The 16,975-nt window shown below is 65.4% G+C and carries 14 protein-coding genes and 3 tRNA genes; 14 read left to right on the top strand and 3 right to left on the bottom strand.

The window, feature by feature from the left end:
* The first annotated feature begins 9 nt into the window (after positions 1-9).
* Positions 10-1,320 carry an adenylate/guanylate cyclase domain-containing protein gene (locus tag ACQR1F_RS10320; RefSeq protein WP_316176915.1) on the top strand — a complete coding sequence of 437 codons (1,311 nt, stop codon included), beginning with the start codon at positions 10-12 and terminating at the stop codon, positions 1,318-1,320.
* A gap of 91 nt (positions 1,321-1,411) precedes the next feature.
* Positions 1,412-3,097 carry a tannase/feruloyl esterase family alpha/beta hydrolase gene (locus tag ACQR1F_RS10315; protein ID WP_434912961.1) on the top strand — a complete coding sequence of 562 codons (1,686 nt, stop codon included), beginning with the start codon at positions 1,412-1,414 and terminating at the stop codon, positions 3,095-3,097.
* A gap of 4 nt (positions 3,098-3,101) precedes the next feature.
* Here the strand turns inward: ACQR1F_RS10315 and ACQR1F_RS10310 are convergent, their stop codons facing one another.
* Together ACQR1F_RS10310 and ACQR1F_RS10305 are read right to left on the bottom strand one after the other, a co-directional pair.
* On the bottom strand, positions 3,102-3,563 hold the full coding sequence (locus tag ACQR1F_RS10310; protein ID WP_434912960.1) for a DUF488 domain-containing protein: 462 nt from the start codon (positions 3,561-3,563) through the stop codon (positions 3,102-3,104).
* A gap of 16 nt (positions 3,564-3,579) precedes the next feature.
* The gene (locus ACQR1F_RS10305; RefSeq protein WP_434838415.1) at positions 3,580-4,404 is read right to left on the bottom strand and encodes a DUF72 domain-containing protein; all 825 of its coding nucleotides are present in this window, start codon (positions 4,402-4,404) and stop codon (positions 3,580-3,582) included.
* 157 nt (positions 4,405-4,561) lie between these two features.
* Here ACQR1F_RS10305 and ACQR1F_RS10300 point away from each other — a divergent pair, with 157 nt between their 5' ends.
* The 3 genes from ACQR1F_RS10300 to ACQR1F_RS10290 all read left to right on the top strand — a co-directional run bounded on the left by ACQR1F_RS10300 (position 4,562) and on the right by ACQR1F_RS10290 (position 7,762).
* Entirely contained in the window at positions 4,562-4,762 is a 201-nt protein-coding gene (locus ACQR1F_RS10300) for a hypothetical protein (protein WP_315801119.1), read from the top strand.
* Positions 4,763-5,114: 352 nt separating this feature from the next.
* The gene (locus tag ACQR1F_RS10295; RefSeq protein ID WP_434912959.1) at positions 5,115-6,248 is read left to right on the top strand and encodes a glycosyltransferase family 2 protein; all 1,134 of its coding nucleotides are present in this window, start codon (positions 5,115-5,117) and stop codon (positions 6,246-6,248) included.
* On the top strand, positions 6,245-7,762 hold the full coding sequence (locus tag ACQR1F_RS10290) for a glycosyltransferase family 39 protein (RefSeq protein WP_434912958.1): 1,518 nt from the start codon (positions 6,245-6,247) through the stop codon (positions 7,760-7,762). The genes ACQR1F_RS10295 and ACQR1F_RS10290 overlap by 4 nt, the downstream gene beginning before the upstream one ends.
* 8 nt (positions 7,763-7,770) lie before the next feature.
* On the opposite strand, the gene ACQR1F_RS10285 is transcribed toward ACQR1F_RS10290, so the two are convergent.
* Entirely contained in the window at positions 7,771-8,568 is a 798-nt protein-coding gene (locus tag ACQR1F_RS10285) for an FkbM family methyltransferase (RefSeq protein ID WP_315801116.1), read from the bottom strand.
* Positions 8,569-9,108: 540 nt separating this feature from the next.
* On the opposite strand from ACQR1F_RS10285, the gene ACQR1F_RS10280 reads away from it, so the two are divergent.
* The 9 genes from ACQR1F_RS10280 to ACQR1F_RS10240 all read left to right on the top strand — a co-directional run bounded on the left by ACQR1F_RS10280 (position 9,109) and on the right by ACQR1F_RS10240 (position 16,868).
* Positions 9,109-10,296, top strand: a complete 1,188-nt coding sequence (locus ACQR1F_RS10280) for a tlde1 domain-containing protein (RefSeq protein WP_316176924.1) — start codon at positions 9,109-9,111, stop codon at positions 10,294-10,296.
* A 1,470-nt stretch (positions 10,297-11,766) separates the two neighbouring features.
* Positions 11,767-11,955, top strand: coding sequence for a hypothetical protein (locus ACQR1F_RS10275; protein WP_315801114.1), 189 nt, complete (start codon positions 11,767-11,769; stop codon positions 11,953-11,955).
* Positions 11,956-11,997: 42 nt separating this feature from the next.
* Positions 11,998-12,072: transfer RNA gene (locus tag ACQR1F_RS10270), tRNA-Asp, on the top strand.
* A gap of 42 nt (positions 12,073-12,114) precedes the next feature.
* On the top strand, positions 12,115-12,651 hold the full coding sequence (locus tag ACQR1F_RS10265) for an HNH endonuclease (RefSeq protein ID WP_434846345.1): 537 nt from the start codon (positions 12,115-12,117) through the stop codon (positions 12,649-12,651).
* 438 nt (positions 12,652-13,089) lie between these two features.
* Positions 13,090-13,162, top strand: a tRNA-Phe gene (locus ACQR1F_RS10260).
* Positions 13,163-13,164: 2 nt separating this feature from the next.
* A tRNA-His gene (locus ACQR1F_RS10255) sits at positions 13,165-13,230 on the top strand.
* Positions 13,231-13,586: 356 nt separating this feature from the next.
* Entirely contained in the window at positions 13,587-14,738 is a 1,152-nt protein-coding gene (locus ACQR1F_RS10250) for a slipin family protein (RefSeq protein WP_315801112.1), read from the top strand.
* Positions 14,739-14,792: 54 nt separating this feature from the next.
* The gene (locus ACQR1F_RS10245; protein WP_316215966.1) at positions 14,793-15,365 is read left to right on the top strand and encodes a 2OG-Fe(II) oxygenase; all 573 of its coding nucleotides are present in this window, start codon (positions 14,793-14,795) and stop codon (positions 15,363-15,365) included.
* A 159-nt stretch (positions 15,366-15,524) separates the two neighbouring features.
* Positions 15,525-16,868 carry an RtcB family protein gene (locus ACQR1F_RS10240; protein ID WP_434912957.1) on the top strand — a complete coding sequence of 448 codons (1,344 nt, stop codon included), beginning with the start codon at positions 15,525-15,527 and terminating at the stop codon, positions 16,866-16,868.
* The last annotated feature ends 107 nt before the right edge of the window (positions 16,869-16,975 follow it).

The raw sequence follows: 16,975 nt of genomic DNA, 5'->3' as shown, positions 1-16,975 counted from the left end.
TGGGGCAGGATGACGATCTCGTGGGAAGGGCAGGCCGGCGCGGAGCCGGCGGCGTCGGCTACGTTCAACCAGGCGCTGATGCGCCAGACGTTGAACACCGAGCTGTTGCGCGTGAGGGTGCTGATCAGCACTGCGGCGCTGTTTCTCGTGATATCGGTGCTGGTCGAAACCTTCGAACCCAAGATCTCGGAGTGGATCTGGCCGAGCCGGATCGGGGTCCTCTACGTCTACGCGATCATCGTGGTCTTCATCGGCTTCGAGACTCTCATCCTGTTCAGGATCAAGTCGGACATCCGCCACGGCCGTGACGTGCCGGTGATCTGGCGCTATGTCAGCGCGCTGGTCGAGACCTCGCTGCCAACGTTCGTCCTCGTTCTGCAGATCGAGGGCATCGGTCACGACAAGGCACTGGGCTTCGGCGCGCCACTTGTCTATTTCATCTTCATCGTTCTCTCGACGCTTCGTCTCGATTTCTGGCTGTCGAGCTTCACCGGTCTGGTTGCCGCGGTAGAGCTGCTGGTGGTGGCGCTGTTCGACCGGCCTTCGATCGATCTCAGCCAGAATCCGGAGATCTACTATCACGGTGAGCGCAGCTTCATCATCCTGCTGTGCGGGATGCTCGCTGGTGCTGTCAGCGTGCAGCTGCGACGCCAGTTCGCGGCGAGCATCGAGGCCGCGTCGGCGCGCGACCGCGTCACGGATCTGTTTGGCCAGCACGTCTCGCCCCAGGTCGTCGAGCGCCTGATGAAGGAGGGGACGGCGGAGGCACGCGACATCCACGAGGTCGCGGTGATGTTCGTCGACTTCCGCGGCTTCACCGCGGCGGCGCGGTCGAAGACGCCGCAGGAGGTCGTTGACCGGCTCGACGGCGCATTTGCTGTTCTCGTCGAGATTCTCGAGCGCCATGGCGGCATCGTGAACAAGTTCCTCGGCGATGGCTTCCTGGCGCTGTTCGGCGCGCCGTTCGAGTCGCGCGATGCGGCCCCGCAGGCAGTCGCGGCGGCCCGCGAGATGGTCGCCGCCATGGACCGCGTCAATGCGATGTCGTCCTGGCCGCTGCGGATCGGGATCGGTGTTCATCTCGGCGAGGTCGTTGCCGGCAGCATCGGGTCGCCGCGGCGGAAGGAATACACCGTCATCGGCGATACCGTGAACTTCGCCTCCCGCCTCGAGGCGCTGAACAAGGAGCTCGATTCGCGCCTCCTGATCTCGAGCGCGGTGCGGCAGGCCGCCGGCGACGGGGCGCGCGACGCCGTCTTCCACGGCGCGGTGTCGGTGCGCGGCTACGATCGGCCGTTCGAGGTCTGGCAATTGCACTGACTGGCAACCCGTCGCTCGCTGTCGGAGATTTACATTGCACGGTCTCCGCGTTTAACTGACCCCAATGAGAAGCATCATCAGGGGGGAATGCATGATCCGAACCGGGGCGCTGTTTTTGGCTGGGGTAAGCCTCGCGTGCGCAGCCGGCGGGGGGCCAGCGGGAGCCGAGGATGTTGCCTGCAGCAAGGTGACGGCAGAGGCGCTGAAGGTCCCAGGGCTGACCCTGACGGGATCGAAGCTGCAGGAGGCCGCCGACGGGTTGCCGCGGCATTGCATCCTCTCCGGCAAGGTCAATGAGCGCACCGGCGTCGACGGCCATGCCTATGCGATCCAGTTCGAGATCCGGCTGCCGGAGAATTGGAACGGCCGCTTCCTGCATCAGGTCAATGGCGGCAATGACGGCGTCGTGGTGCCGGCGCTCGGCGACAAGGCCGATGGTCTCGTCAGCGGTGGCATCACGCCGCTGGCCCGCGGCTTCGCGGTGCTGTCGTCCGACAGCGGCCACTCCGGCAACGATCCCGCCAACAAGCCGCGCGGGCTTGCGTCCGGCTCCGCCTTCGGCCTCGATCCGCAGGCACGCCGCGACTACGGCTATTCGGCCGACATCACGCTGGCGCCGATCGCGAAGGCGATCATCTCGGCGCATTACGGCAGGAAGCCGGATTATTCCTACATCGCCGGCTGCTCCAATGGCGGTCGCCACACCATGGTCGCTGCCGAGCGCATGCCCGAGCAGTATGACGGCTTCCTGGTCGGCAACCCCGGCTTCAACCTGCCGCGCGCGGCCGTGCAGCACGCCTGGGACGTGCAGGCGCTGACCAAGGCCGATGCCGATATTCGCAAGTCGATCACGCGGGACGATGCCAAGCTGATTGCCTCCAGGATCACGGAGGTCTGCGACGGGCTCGACGGCGCCAAGGACGGCCTCACGGCCAACCTGAAAGCCTGCCAGAAGGCGTTCAATTTCGACAGCCTCCGCTGCGCCGCCGGCGCGACCGACGCCTGCCTGCCGGCCGCCAAGGTCGATGCTTTGAAGAAAGTGTTCGCTGGCCCACACAATTCCAAGGGCGAGCCGCTGTATTCCGACTGGCCGGTGGATGGTGGCGTCGGCACCGGCAATTGGCGCGCCTGGAAGGTCGAGAGCCCGGTGGCGCCCTGGAACAACCTTCCGATCATCGCCACCATGGGCGGCGCCTCGCTCAACTACATCTTCTCCACGCCGCCGGTCGAGATCGAGGGCTCGCCCGACAAGCTCGTCGAGAAGCTTCAGACCTTCGACTTCGACAAGGACGCGCCGAAGATCTACGCCAAGGAAGGCCCGTTCACGGAGTCGGCGATGGACTTCATGGCGCCGCCCGCGGTCGATAACCCGACCTTGCCGGCGTTCCAAAATGGGGCCCGCAAGATGCTGATCTACCACGGTCAGGCCGATCCGGTGTTTTCGTTCAACGACACGATCCGCTGGTACGAGAAGCTCAACGCCAACGTGCAGGGCAAGGCCGACACGTTTGTGCGCCTGTTTGCATTGCCCGGCGAGACCCATTGCGGCGGCGGCGTCACGCTGGAGAAATTCGATGCGCTGGGCGCGCTGATGGACTGGGTCGAGAAGGGCAAGGCGCCGGAGGCGATCACGGCCTCGGTCAATGCGGCCAACAAGGAGCTGCCATCGACATGGAGCCCGCAGCGAACGCGGCCGCTGTGCCCGTGGCCGACATTCGCCAAATATGTCAGCGGCGACGTCGAGCAGGCGTCATCCTTCACCTGCGCGGCGGAGTGAGGCGTCAGACCTGCGGCGCGACCAGGTTCTTCACCTTGACATGGTCGCGGTCCTCGATGATCTCGGCAATCCATTGCCGGTGGCAATGAGCGTGGTCGCGCTCGTAGCAGAGCAGGCAGACGGGACCGGCGCTCTTCACCAGCGCGGCCAGCTCGTCCATCTGCTCCTTCGCCTGCGGCGTCTTCAGGTGCGCGCTGTAGATCTTGTGCAGCGTGTCGTAATGGCCGCTGCGCGCGGCTTCGCGGCCCTCTTTCGGCGTGCCGAGCCCGCGCAGATGGACGTAGCCGATGCCGCGCTCGTCGAGCCCGGCGGCGAGCTGGCTCTTGGAGAAGCCCGGCCGGCGCGAGGCCGCCACCGCGCGCACGTCAACCAGCAGCTTGACGCCGGCCGATTGCAGCTCGTCGAGCACGGCTTTGGCCGGCGTGTGCTCGTAGCCGATGGTGAACAGGGTCTTGCTCTTGGCCATCGTGCGTCCCCTCGCGTCAGCTCACGCGCTCGATGAGCTCCATCGCCCCGGCTGGCGCGCGCACCTTGCCCTCGTGAATGACATAGGCAAACACGTCGCGCGGCATCTTCTTCGCCGGCTTGTCGTCAACCCGGGGCAGGTCGTCCGGTTCGCCGCCGTTGGCCCAGAGCTGCAATCGCTTCGCCCAGGCATCGAGCTGCTTCGGCGGATAGCACGTCGTAAGCTCGTCATTGCCCTTCTGCAGCCGGGCATAGACGAAATCACCCACGACATCGGCGATCGCCGGATATTTGCCGTGCTCGGCGAAGACCACCGGCGTCGCGAACTCGCGCAGCAGCGCGACGAAGCCGGGGACGCAGAAACTGTCATGGCGGACCTCGACGACGTGACGCAGCTTGCGGCCGTCGAGCTCACGCGGCAACAGCTCGAGGAACTTGCCGAAATCAGCCTCGTCGAACTTCTTGGTCGGCGCGAACTGCCACAGCACCGGTCCGAGCCGATCGCCGAGCTCGAGCACGCCGGTGTCGTAGAAGCGCTTCACGGAATCGCCGGCTTCGGCAAGCACGCGGCGGTTGGTCGCGAAGCGCGGTCCCTTCAGCGAGAAGATGAAGCCGTCCGGCACCTCGCGCGCCCATTTGCGGAAGCTCTCCGGCTTCTGCGAGCCATAATAGGTACCGTTGATCTCGATCGAGGTCAGCTTCGAGGCGGCGTATTCGAGCTCTTTCGATTGCGGCAGCTTGTCCGGATAGAACACGCCGCGCCACGGCGCGAAGGTCCAGCCGCCAATGCCGATGTAGATGTGGCTCTTGGATTGCGAGGCGCGTGCGGGGGCTTTGCTCACGGACCGATTCCGATGCTGATTGCCGAGGGTGTTGCGGTACGGAGACGATAGTCAACCGGACCGGTTCTGGCCAGTTCGGCGCTGTTGGGGCGTCGCTCTTCCCGTGCTCCGGAGGCTCGTGTATCCAGGACGTGGGCCGGGAAGGGGAGATATGGCAATGAGAGCGGAATCGGTCGGTGGCCTGCTGGGCGCGATCGTCGGGGCCGCCGTGCTGGCGGCAGCCTTCTATTATGTTCCCGTCGGGCCGATGGCCCGTCAGATGCAGCCGGCCAAGGTCGAGCTGCCGCCCACGCCGGTGCAGACCGTCCCAGTGGCCCCGGCGGTGCGGGGACCGGTCGTCCGCGAGGTTCCGAACTAGGCTGGCTTTCGTAGCCCGGCTGAGCGCAGCGATATCCGGGGTCTCCCGAAGAGTTCGCGTGAACCCGGATGTCGCTGCGCTCAGCCGGGCTACGGCGGACGGCCCTTGCATTTCGGCCGGCGCACCCCATTTTGGGGAACGACGGTGACGTCGAGCTCAACGGCTCCGGCACCGAGACGACCACGGCAGAGCGGCTGCGCCGGATGTACGCGCGCCCTTTGTTTGTGGTCGTTGGCGTTTTTGGGCCGGATTTGCGGCGGTGCACGGCGGCACCACAGTTCGCCCTTTTTGCAGTTTCCGGCGGCCGTCGCGCTTGGCAGTGCGGAACGCGGCGGATATACGCATCCGCACCATGACCGACGCCCTCCGACCGGCCCCGCAAGTGGCCCAGCAAACCGTTGAAATTCCGATCGTTTCGGTGGTCGTTCCGACCTTCAACGAGCACGACAATGTCACCACGCTGTACCGGCGGCTGGAGGCGGCGTTCAAGGACGTGCCGTGGGAGGTCGTGTTCGTCGACGACAACTCGCCGGACGGAACCTGGCAGGTGGTGCGCGAGCTGTCGCGCAACGACCAACGCGTCCGCTGCATCCGCCGCATCGGCCGGCGCGGCCTGTCCGGCGCCTGCATCGAGGGCATCCTGGCCGCCAGCGCGCCCTTTGCCGCCGTGATCGACGCCGATCTGCAGCACGACGAGACCCAGTTGCCGAAGATGCTGTCGCTGCTGCAGAGCGGCGCGGCCGAGCTCGTGGTGGGCAGCCGCTACATCGAGGGCGGCAGCGCGGCGAGCTTCGACAGCAAGCGGGCCGGGGCCAGCGCCTTCGCCACCGAGATTGCGCGCCGCGCGCTCAAGGTCGAGGTCAACGACCCCATGAGCGGCTTCTTCATGATCCGCCGCGACCGGTTCGAGGAGATCGCGCCAAAACTGTCGACGCAGGGCTTCAAGATCCTGCTCGACATCATCGCCAGCGCCGAGGGCGGTCTGAATACGGTCGAGGTGCCCTATACGTTCGGCTCGCGCCTGCATGGCGAGAGCAAGCTCGACTCGATGGTCGCGCTCGACTTCCTCGGCCTCGTGCTGGCCAAGATGACCAACGACGTCGTGTCGCTGCGCTTCCTGCTGTTCGCCATGGTCGGCGGCACCGGCCTGGTGGTCCATCTCGCCACGCTGTTTCTCGGTCTCAATTTGTTCGACATGCCGTTCGCCGAGGCACAGGCGCTCGGCGCCTTCGTGGCGATGACCTCGAACTTCATCCTCAACAACTTCCTCACCTATCGCGACCAGCGGCTGAAGGGCTTTGCCATCCTGCGCGGCCTGCTCGTGTTCTATCTGGTCTGCTCGGTCGGGCTGCTGGCCAATGTCGGCGTCGCCTTCTCGGTCTACGACCAGGAGCCGATCTGGTGGCTGGCGGGCGCGGCCGGCGCGCTGATGGGCGTGGTGTGGAATTACGCGATCTCCGGATTGTTCGTCTGGCGCAAGCGATGACCTCTGCGGCAGGCGCCGACGACGCCCGGCTGGTCCGCAATGTCTGGCTGACCATCGCAGGCCTCGTCATTGTCAGGCTGATCGCGGCCGCGGTCACGCCGATCACTTTCGACGAAGCCTATTACTGGATGTGGTCGAAGCATCTCGCCGGCGGCTATTACGACCATCCGCCGATGGTGGCGGTCGTGATCCGGCTGGGCACCTTGATCGCCGGCGACAGCGAGCTCGGCGTGCGGCTGGTCTCGATCCTGCTCGGCCTGCCCATGAGCTATGCGGTCTATCGCACCGCCGAGATCCTGTTCGGCGGCGTGCGCGTGGCGGCGACCGCGGCGCTGCTGCTCAACGTCACGCTGATGGCGGCGGTCGGCACCTTGATCGTGACCCCCGACGCGCCGCTGCTGGTCGCCTCCAGCTTCGTGCTGTTCTTCTGCGCCAAGCTGCTGGAGACGGGCCGGGGCGCGTGGTGGCTCGCCGGCGGCGCGGCGGTCGGTGCGGCGCTGCTGTCGAAATACACATCGCTGTTCTTCGGCGCGGCGATCCTGATCTGGCTCGTCGCCGTGCCGAGGCTGCGGCATTGGCTGGCCTCGCCCTGGCCCTATCTCGGCGGCCTCGTCGCATTCGCGCTGTTTTCGCCGGTGATCCTGTGGAATGCCGATCACCAATGGGTGTCGTTCATCAAGCAGCTCGGCCGCGCCAGGGTCGAGGCGGTCAGGCCCGTCTACATCGCCGAGATCATCCCGACGCAGTTCGCCTTCGCCACGCCGCTGGTCTTCATCCTCGGCGTGATGGGCCTCTATGGCCTGGCCCGCCGCCGGGCAGGGGACGCGGCGGCACGCGTCCTGATCGAGGCGATGGTCTGGGTCATCGTCGCCTATTTCGTCTGGCATTCGCTGCACGCCCGCGTCGAGGCCAACTGGTTCGCGCCAATCTATCCGGCCTTCGTAGTGGCTGCTGCGGCGGCGGCCCATCTCGTCGCCTGGTCGGCGCGCGAGCAGCGCACCGCGGCATTCTGCCTGCGCTGGGCGCTGCCCGCCGGCGTCGTGATGTTCGTTGCGCTGATCGTGCAGGCGAACACGGGCCTGCTGTCCGGCTACCGGCGCGACGCCACGGTGCGCAGTGTCGGCGTCGGCTGGCGCCCACTGGCCGACGAGATCGAGGCGGCACGCGTGCGCGTCGGCGCCTCCTGCGTGCTGGCGATGGATTATGGCACCACCGCCTGGCTGTCGTTCTATCTCCCGCCGGGGACCTGCGTGCTGCAGCCGATCCAGCGCATCCGCTGGGTCAATTTTCCCGAGCCTGATCCGGCCAAGCTCGCGGGGACGCAACTGTTCGTCGACGAGGCACAGATCGCGACGCGGGTCTACGTGAGCAAAACGTTCGGCCGCATCGAGAAGGTCGGCGAGGCCGCGCGCAAGCGCGGGCCCTTGACCATCGAGACCTACGCGTTCTACTCGCTCGGCGAGCCGAAGGCCGAGCTCCTCGACCGCACGTCGCCGCCGGAGCTGCAGCGCTGACGCGCGCCTCAGGCCTGCGGGATGATATCGGCCAGCGCCTTGTCCCGGCCGTGGATCGCAACCATGTTGATATCGGCGTCGACGGTCTTGTAGCCGCGGCGATCGAACCATTGCCGCAACTGGTCGGCATCGGTCTTGATCTTCTCGACCAGCATGATCGGCGTGCAGCGCTCGATCGTCGCCGCCGCCCCTTCGAGCGCCTCGAGCTCCATGCCCTCGACATCGAGCTTGATCAGGTCGCAGCGCGGCAGGTTGAAATCGTCCAGCGGAAGCTTGCGCACCTCGACGGTATCGTTCGCGTAGTCGATGGCCTGGCCGATGAACTCGGTGTTGGGACGCTGGCGCAGCTCGAGGCTGCCGAAGCTCGACGGGGTCAGATAGTTCGGGCTTGGGATGTTGAGCACGCCGCGCTCCGAGGAGACCGCGGCATGGATCGCGATCGCGTTGAAGCAGTTGTTGATCGCGATATTGCCGGCGAGCGCGTAGTAGATCCGCTCCTGCGCCTCGATCGAGAGCACGGATCCCCAGCCGGTCATCGCCTTCGCCCATTCGACGGTGTGGACGCCGATATTGGCACCACAGTCGATTGCGACCGCGCCGTCGCCATAGTGCCTGCGGCGCACGCCGAGCAGGCGGACGGCGAGCTGCACCTCTCCCGGATCGAACGCGCCGGTGTTGAGGATCTGGAAGCCGACACCGTAGCCGCGGTTGGCGTCGATCATGCGATAGTCGAGCCGGTTGACGATCATCGTACCTTGATTGGTCGAGGCCAGCACGAAGGCCAGCTTCCGGTCGGGGATCTGCATGGAGAGGTCCTCTCGTGTCGTCTCGGCAGGGAGCGGACGCGGTACGATTCGCCGACGGAGTGTCGCAGAGAATCGTCCCGTACCATACTGCCGCCAGCGGCCACAGCGCCTGTAGCTCCGGGTTGCTACGGATGCGCTTGTCGCGCCCGGCCTGCCGGAGCGGGGGCTTTCGACCGGCGAGATCTGCGGCCTTTACCTCGTCAGCGCGCGCAAACGAGAGATCATCGATCGCGCGCCGCCGCCCCGGCCCAATCGTTAACGCGGCGTGCGCTGTTTTACGGATCGGCGCAGCCGACGGATGCTGCCTCTCCGGATTTTCCCGGTACGGTAATATTGCATGTGGCTGCAGTTTTGCCCTGTTTCCGCCCTCTTTGACGGCAAAACAGGCCCTGAAGGTTAACCCGCCCCTAATCCGCCAAAACTTAATCAGCATTTAACTAAAAGTCGCCTTAATGAAGCTCTGTGCTTCTGCGAGATGCAAAGCGGGTGTCCGTGGCGCATCGAGCGAGAGTTGTCGAGTATTCGTTCGGGCGTGAGTGAATGAGTAACAGTCGAGCTGCGTTGGCCGCACGAAATCGCAGGAAGTCCTCCCTGATCGCGTTCTCTCACAAATTGATCGGTGGCGCGGCAATCGCATGCCTGATCGGGGGCTGCGCCGTGACGGTCTATACCAAGATCATCGCGGCCGACGCCTATCCGACCCTGGGCAGCATCGAGCAGGACGAGCCCGTCGTGCGCCCTGCGCCGCGGCTCGCGACGCGCAGCGCCGCCGAAGCGGTGGGCGACGCCTTCTCGGCATTCCCGGAATCTCCCCCCGTCACCACGGTCGCCGCCATCACGCCGCAGATGTTCAACGACCGCTTCGGCGCGGCCGTGCCGCAGGGCGTGGCCTCCAACGCCGCGAACGGCGCGCCGCCGCTGTCCAAGCTCGCCGAAGCCGCGCCGCCCAGGCCCGTCGAGGCCAGGCAGATCGAGACGAAGCCGTCCGAAGCCAAGTCGGCTGAGCCTGCGAAGGTTGCCGAGGCGCCGAAGAAGGATGCCCGGCCGCCGATGCAGCTGGCGCTCGCCAATACCAAGCCGGCCGCGCAGCCGCAGCAGCCCGTGACGCCGGCGCAGGCTGCCGAGGCCAATGCGCCGAAGAGCAGCGGCTTCTCGCTGCGCGCGATGACCGAGCGCGCCAAGGCGGCGGTGCTGTCGATCGCGGGTGATCGCCACTCGATCCAGGAAAAGCTCTGGGGCAAGCCGGAGAACCAGGATGGCGGGCTCCTGGCCTACGCCTCGGCTGATTCCAACATCACCGCCAGCATCGCCAAGGATCCGACCCGCGGCGGCCGGCCGCCGTATGATTTGAGCACCGCGGTCTACGACATCTCGGCCAAGGCGGTGTATCTGCCCGACGGCACCAAGCTCGAGGCGCATTCCGGCCTCGGCGAGAACCTCGACAAGCCAAGCTCGGAGAAGATCAAGATGCGCGGCGTGACGCCGCCGCATATCTATGAGCTGAAGCCGCGCGAGGCGCTGTTCCATGGCGTGCCGGCGCTGCGGCTGAACCCGATCGGCGGCGAGGACGCCATCCACGGCCGCAACGGCCTGCTGGCGCACACCTTCATGCTCGGCCCGAACGGCGACTCCAACGGCTGCGTGTCGTTCCGCGACTACTACGCGTTCCTCGATGCCTACAAGAACAAGGGCATCCGCAAGCTCGCCGTCCTCGCCCGCATCGAGTGAGGCGGGCAGGGGGCGTTGAGGTGTGATCTGCATGGTCGCCCTCGCACTCAGCAGTAGTTCCGAACTGGAGGGCGTGCAAAGGTGCGCCGTGACCCCCGCCGCACGAGTGCTATATCGCCAACTACTACGCTGCGCGATACAGCGTCCTCTCGCCTTGTGGGAGAGGGCATGTACGGCCCTTCCGAGTATTCGGTTGGGTGAGGGGCATCTCTCCGCAAGCGAACTCGCGGAGGCAGACCCCTCACCCAACCGAGCACGCCGTGCTCTCCTACATGCCCTCTCCCACAAGGGGACCCACAAGGGGAGAGGGCGCATTCACTCGCAGCGCTCGTCCGATCTCCCAATCTCCAAGAGCATGCACTCTTAGAGCCACAAGCTCGAGAATCCATTGGATGCCGTGCGGCAACGAGCGCAGTGATGCGGCTTCGGGATCGGCGTCGCTCCGGGCGACCGCTTCATGCGATCGCAGGGGAAGAAGGGCAGACGGATACACAGCTCGAACACCTCGGCCACGACGTCGCATTCTCGCGGCGAATGACGCCCGAGTGATGCCAGCGACATCGCCCTCGAAAATCGTGAGAGGGCGCGGGGAATGCCGGGTGAGGGCCTCACCCATGGCCCGCCTGCAACAAAGAAAGCAGGCGGCAGTCACCACAGGTTCAGCCGCATCATCCGGCATTCCCCGCGCGATGGATTGACGGCTTATACGTGGTCTCCCTGGTGCGCCGGCTGTCTGGCCACCATCGGTCGGAGCATTCGTCTCTCTCGACCTTGACACCAGCGTCGGGGTGTCAGGACATCACGACTTCGCCGTGCGCATCTCCGCGTTCGTCGGCATGACCGAAGTCACGCTGCGAGGCGATGCGCCCACCGCATCCCGCCCTCCACGTTCATGACGATCGCGAAGCGCCCCTCTCATGAGGGCGGGACCGGCATAGAATGCATGATTTCTGATTTTTGGAAATAGGAAAATGTTCGGGCTCGGCGGTGAGCGTGGTGATCCCATTGGCTGTGCTCGACAAATGAGCTTCCGCGCGCACGCATTTTCGATCGCTCGAATGACCATTTGCGACCTTGTAGCTCGCGAGAATGCGCAACTGATTTGCCCGACGAGCAGTCTGGTTGTTGCAAATCTGTCGCGGTGCAGGGGACTGCAACGCCATCGCTTCGCGCTGCGGCCTTGACGGCTTCGGGAAATTCTGCGCATAGCTCTGCCCCATCGAAATCGATGCGCCGTTTGCCGGCGCGCTCTTGAGGACCACGACCGTGTTGAGCCTACGCTCACATCTCGCGAACGCCCCCGCCAACGAACGACCGTTTACCTGGTCGCGCGATGGGTCCGGCATGGGCGTCGCATGTCAGGGTCCTGCCAATCTCGTGCTGTCCCTGGACAAATCGGGACTGCGAATTCCAGCACAAGTGTAACTCGCGGCGGGATCTCGACCCTCCGCACCAAGAGCGGAGGGTCTGATGACCCGCATGATGAGCCCAGATTCCGAGACAACCGACCACACGCGAGCACTGTGCTCGCCGGTGGCGCTTGCCTTCGTGCGCATCGTCATGGCCTGCCGCGGCGTCACCGAGGCGCGCGCTCGCCAGATCTATCTCGACTACATCAATGGCGTTCGGCCGGAGCATGCTCCGGCTGGATTCGACTGATTGACCATGATCGTGCCGGCGCAGGCCGGGCGCGACGAACAGGCCCATGTTCCCATCTGGCGAAGGGACCGGACTGTCGATCCGGTAAGGCGGGTTCGATTCCCGTCATCGGCGCCAACATGACCCGATGAGATCACGAGCCGAGAGAGGAGGTCGACGATGTCAGGAACAAATCCGGCACTGGTTCTCAACGCCGACTTCCAGCCGCTGAGCTACTTTCCGTTGTCCGTGTTCAGCTGGGAGGATGCGGTCAGGGCCGTGGTCGGCGGATCGCACGTCGTCGTTGCCGAGTACGATCGGGTCGTTCGCAGCCCGAGCGTCACGATGCGGTTGCCGTCGGTGATCGCGCTGCGCGACTACGTCAGACCGGCGACGCGGGTGCCGTTCACGCGCTTCAACGTCTTCCTGCGCGATCGCTTCACGTGTCAGTACTGCGGCGGCCGTTATCTCCACGGCGAGCTGACGTTCGACCACGTGGTGCCGCGCGCCGATGGCGGCGAGACGTCGTGGAGCAACATCGTCGCTGCCTGCAGTCCCTGCAACGCGCGCAAGGACCGGCGTCACCTCAAGCCGCGGCGGCCGCCGTTCGAGCCGACGCGGCACGAGCTGATGGCCGCACAGCGCCTGTTCCCGCCGAGATTCCTACACGAGACGTGGCAGGACTATCTCTACTGGGACGTGGAGCTGGAGCGCTGACGATGGCCGTGGTGCCCAGATGAGCTCACGTCGTCGCCCGTCGGGCGGCGGCGTGAGCGACATGCGGTGTTCAACGAGCTGCGCGTGTGAACCCGGATGTCGCTACGCTCATCCGGGCTACGTGGTGGTCACGTGCTTGTAGTGGCGCGTTTGTAGCCCGGATGAGCGCAGCGATATCCGGGGTATCACGAGCTGCGTGTATGAACCCGCATGCCGCTTCGCTCATGCGGGCGACATTCTTTGATGATCGAGAGATCGAAGTGTATCTAATTAGTAACGACGAGATCGGCAGTGAAAATGAGCGAGATGTTTGTCTTGCGTAAAATGGGAATTGCATGTAGCAGAACGATCCTTCGTGATGACTTTGGTTCGGGCTCGCTGAGATCCCGACTGGCGCGGCCGGTGTCCGGTCCCGTGTTCCGTCGTCGCAAAGAGCAAGGAGTCTGTAGCTCATGGAGAGCGTCGGGTTGAAGGCCCGAAGGCATCGGTTCGATTCCGGTCGACACCACCAAAGGATAGCTCAGTTGGATAGAGCAGATGATTATGATTCATCGGGTCGCGGGTTCGACTCCCGCTCCAGCGCTTCGGTTTAGCCTGAAAAGCTAATCGCCTCTGACGAGGACCGGACGCGCGCTTCAGTCGCGGTCCGGCCGTTTTGCCCAAGAAAATTTCGAGGGCATTTCGACCAGATCAAAGACACTGCAGAGCCGGCTCTGCGCCGCGGTGGATACCGCGTCCGAAGATGTCGGGAAGGCTGCGCAAGGACGCTCGGACTTATGGTTCGCGCGACCGCGCGCGTGCGCCCGGCATCGTCAGACGCTCAAGCCTCGGCCCGCTCAGTTCACGCAGGAAGCGTCGTCCGGTCCTCACGTCCTTTGATCGATGACATCAGCATTCTGGCCGATGGGCCGGAAAGCAAACCGTGGGAGTGTGTTGTGACTTGGCATCTGGTGACGAAGACCGTGACGGTGGAGGATGGCGAGCGGGCGCTGGTCTGGCGCGACGGCCAGCTCATGCGGGTGCTCGCGCCGGGCCGCCATGTGCTGCTCGATCCGCTGCACCGGCTGAAGGTGCAGGTGTTCGACGTCGTCCGCACCGAATACACCACCGAGCGCTACGCGGTGCTGAAGGCCGCACGGCCCGATCTCGCCGCGGAGCTGTTCGAGGCGGTGGAGACCGGCGCGAACGAGATCGCGATCGTCAGCCTCGACGGCCGGCCGACGCATCTGCTCACGCCCTGGCAGACCCGCGTCTACTGGACGGTCGCGACTGATGTCGAGGTCGAACGCATCGACATCACCAGCGACGTGCGCGTGAGCGCGCGGCACCTGGCGATGATCGAGCGCAACCGGCCGGGCATCGTGACCGAGGCCGTGGTCGAGAACCACGAGGCCGGTCTGCTCCATGTCGACGGCAGGCTGACCGAGCGGCTGGCGCCGGGCCGGCATGCCTTCTGGGCGGTCGGCCGCAAGATCGAGGTCAAGCGCCTCGATCTCAGGCCCACGGTGCTCGAAATCACCGCGCAGGAGATGCTGACCAAGGATCGCATCGCGCTGCGGGTGACGCTGACGGCGTTTCGCCGGATCGTTGATCCGGAGGCGGCGGTGGCGACGTCGCCCGACGTGGACGCGTGGCTGTACCGGCTGGTGCAGTTCGCGATCCGGGAGGCGGTGGCGTCGCGCACGCTCGACGAGGTGCTGGCGGCGAAGGCCTCGCTCGACGCGGAGCTGCGCGACTACGTGCGCGCGCGGCTCGACGGCTCGGGCGTGGAGATCGCGGAGCTCGGCGTGAAGGACGTGATCCTGCCCGGCGAGATCCGCGACCTCGTCAACAAGGTGGTCGAGGCGGAGCGGCTGGCGAAGGCCAACCTGATCCGCCGCCAGGAGGAGACCGCGGCGACGCGCTCGCTCCTGAACACCGCCAGGCTGATGGAGGAGAACCCGCTGCTGCTGCGGCTCAAGGAGCTGGAGTCGCTGGAGCGCCTGGTCGAAAAGGTCGGCCGCATCGACCTGCACGCCGGTGAGGGGGCCGGCCTCGACGCGCTGCTGACGCGGCTGGTGCGGCTGAAGGCGCCCGATGCGGCGTGATGGACAAGAGAGGCCGCCCACGGGCGGCTTCTCGCTGCCAACGGAGGAGAGATCATGACCGAGATGACCTGGAGAGCTGACAACATCGAGACGATCGCGAATTTCTTCTCCACCGCTGAGTGCGAGGAGTATATCCGCTTGGGTGAATTGATGGGGTTCGAGGAGGCGACGTTGTTTGCGCCTCGCGGCGTGAAGGATCATCGCAACAACGATCGTGTCATCATCGATGACGCCGGGCGCGCGCGGGATCTCTACGAGCGCCTCGCCGGCCATCTGGCACCGTCGTTCCAGCATCGCTGGCAGCCGGTCGGGCTGAACGAGCGGCTGCGGATCTATCGCTACGACGTCGGACAGAAGTTTGAATGGCATCGTGACGGGCATTTCGAGCGTGACGATGGTGAGCGCAGCCAATTCACCTTCATGGTCTATTTGAACGATGATTTTGGAGGCGGCACGACGTCGTTCTGCGACGACACCGGTCTGATGCCGGATGGTCCGTTGCGCATCGCACCGGAAAAAGGGATGGCGCTGCTGTTCCATCATCCCATCATGCATCGCGGCGATCCTGTCACGCAGCGCCGCAAATACGTGTTGCGAACCGACGTGATGTATCGGCGGACAGCGTAGCCCGCATGAGCGCAAGCGACGTGCGGGTTGATCACTGCTGATCTTGAGACCCCGGATGTTGCTACGCTCATCCGGGCTACAGGCTGCGCATCGTTCCGGCAATGAACGCAGCCGCCGCCCGATGCTACAAACTGACCTGTATGAAATGCGAGACGTGCCATGATCGACGGAAACACCCTGATCGCCTGGGGCTTCAAGCCCGGCCGCTGGTTCAAGCAGGGCTTGGAGACGGCGAATGCGATGCGCGCTGATGGCGCCAACGACGATGCGATCTTCGCGGCACTGCAGGCGCTGCAGCCGGTGGAGACCTTGATGCGCACCAACGGCGTGCCGTTCGCGATGCTGATCGATGCCGACAACGAGCTCGAGCGCGCCAACGTCGCGGCGGTCGCACAGCACATGGATGCCCTGATGCGGGTGCCGACCATCGTGGCCGGCGCCGTGATGCCGGACGCCTGCCCGTCGGGGACGGCGCTCGGCACCATTCCGGTCGGCGGCGTGGTGGCCTGCGAGGACGCGATCCATCCGGGCTTTCACTCCTCCGACATCTGCTGCTCGGTGGCGGTGACCGTGTTCGCGCGCAAGGACGATCCCAAGCGCATCCTCGATGCCGTCAATGCGGTGACCCATTTCGGTCCCGGCGGCCGCGACCGGCTGCATCAGCCGCCCGACGAGGTGATGGCGGGGTTCGAGGCCAACCCCTTCTTGAAGGGGCTGGAGCGCTTCGCGATCGGTCACTTCGCCACGCAGGGCGACGGCAACCACTTCGCTTATGTCGGTCATCTCAAATCGACCGGTCAGGCGGCGCTGGTGACGCATCACGGCTCGCGCGGCTTCGGTGCGCAGCTCTACAAGCGCGGCATGGCGGTGGCGAAGCGGCACACCGCGATCCACGCGCCGAAGGTCCCGGAGCACAGCGCCTGGATCAAGGCGTCGAGCGACGACGGCCGGGCGTATTGGGAGGCGTTGCAGGTGGCGCGGCTGTGGACCAGGGCCAACCACCACGCGATCCATGACCTCGCGGCGGCGAAGCTCGGCAACGCCGTCACGGACCGGTTCTGGAACGAGCACAACTTCGTTTTCCAGAAGGGCGACGGCCTGTTCTATCACGGCAAGGGGGCGACGCCGAACTGGTCCGGCTTCTCGGCCGATGATGACGGACGCACCATCGTGCCGCTCAACATGGCCGAGCCGGTGCTGATCCTGAAGCACCGGGACAACAAGGACGCGCTCGGCTTCGCGCCACATGGCGCCGGGCGCAATCTCGGGCGGAAGGCTTTTCTGCGCGAGAATCGTCCCGAGCTGCCTGATGGCATCGACGCGCGCTTCTATTGCGGCAAGCCCGATCTGTCGGAGCTGCCGCAGGCCTACAAGAACGCCGCGTCGGTGCGGGCGCAGATCGCACGCTACGGGCTCGGCGAGGTGATCGACGAGGTGATCCCTTACGGCTCGATCATGGCCGGCGACTGGGAAGCCGACGCGCCGTGGCGAAAGGGACGGTGAGAGCTACGATCAGGGAGAGGTCGCCCACGGGCGGCCTCTCGTTGACGAATGGGCAGGGGCTGGAGATCATCGGCAGCCGCGTGGCTTCCGGTTCATTTGGTGATTGC

Origin of the sequence: Bradyrhizobium sp. HKCCYLS3013, from assembly GCF_051167615.1 — a bacterium.
Classification (GTDB): domain Bacteria; phylum Pseudomonadota; class Alphaproteobacteria; order Rhizobiales; family Xanthobacteraceae; genus Bradyrhizobium.
The sequence above is the reverse complement of the archived record's forward strand: the minus strand, read 5'-3'. Positions and strand labels throughout refer to the sequence as shown.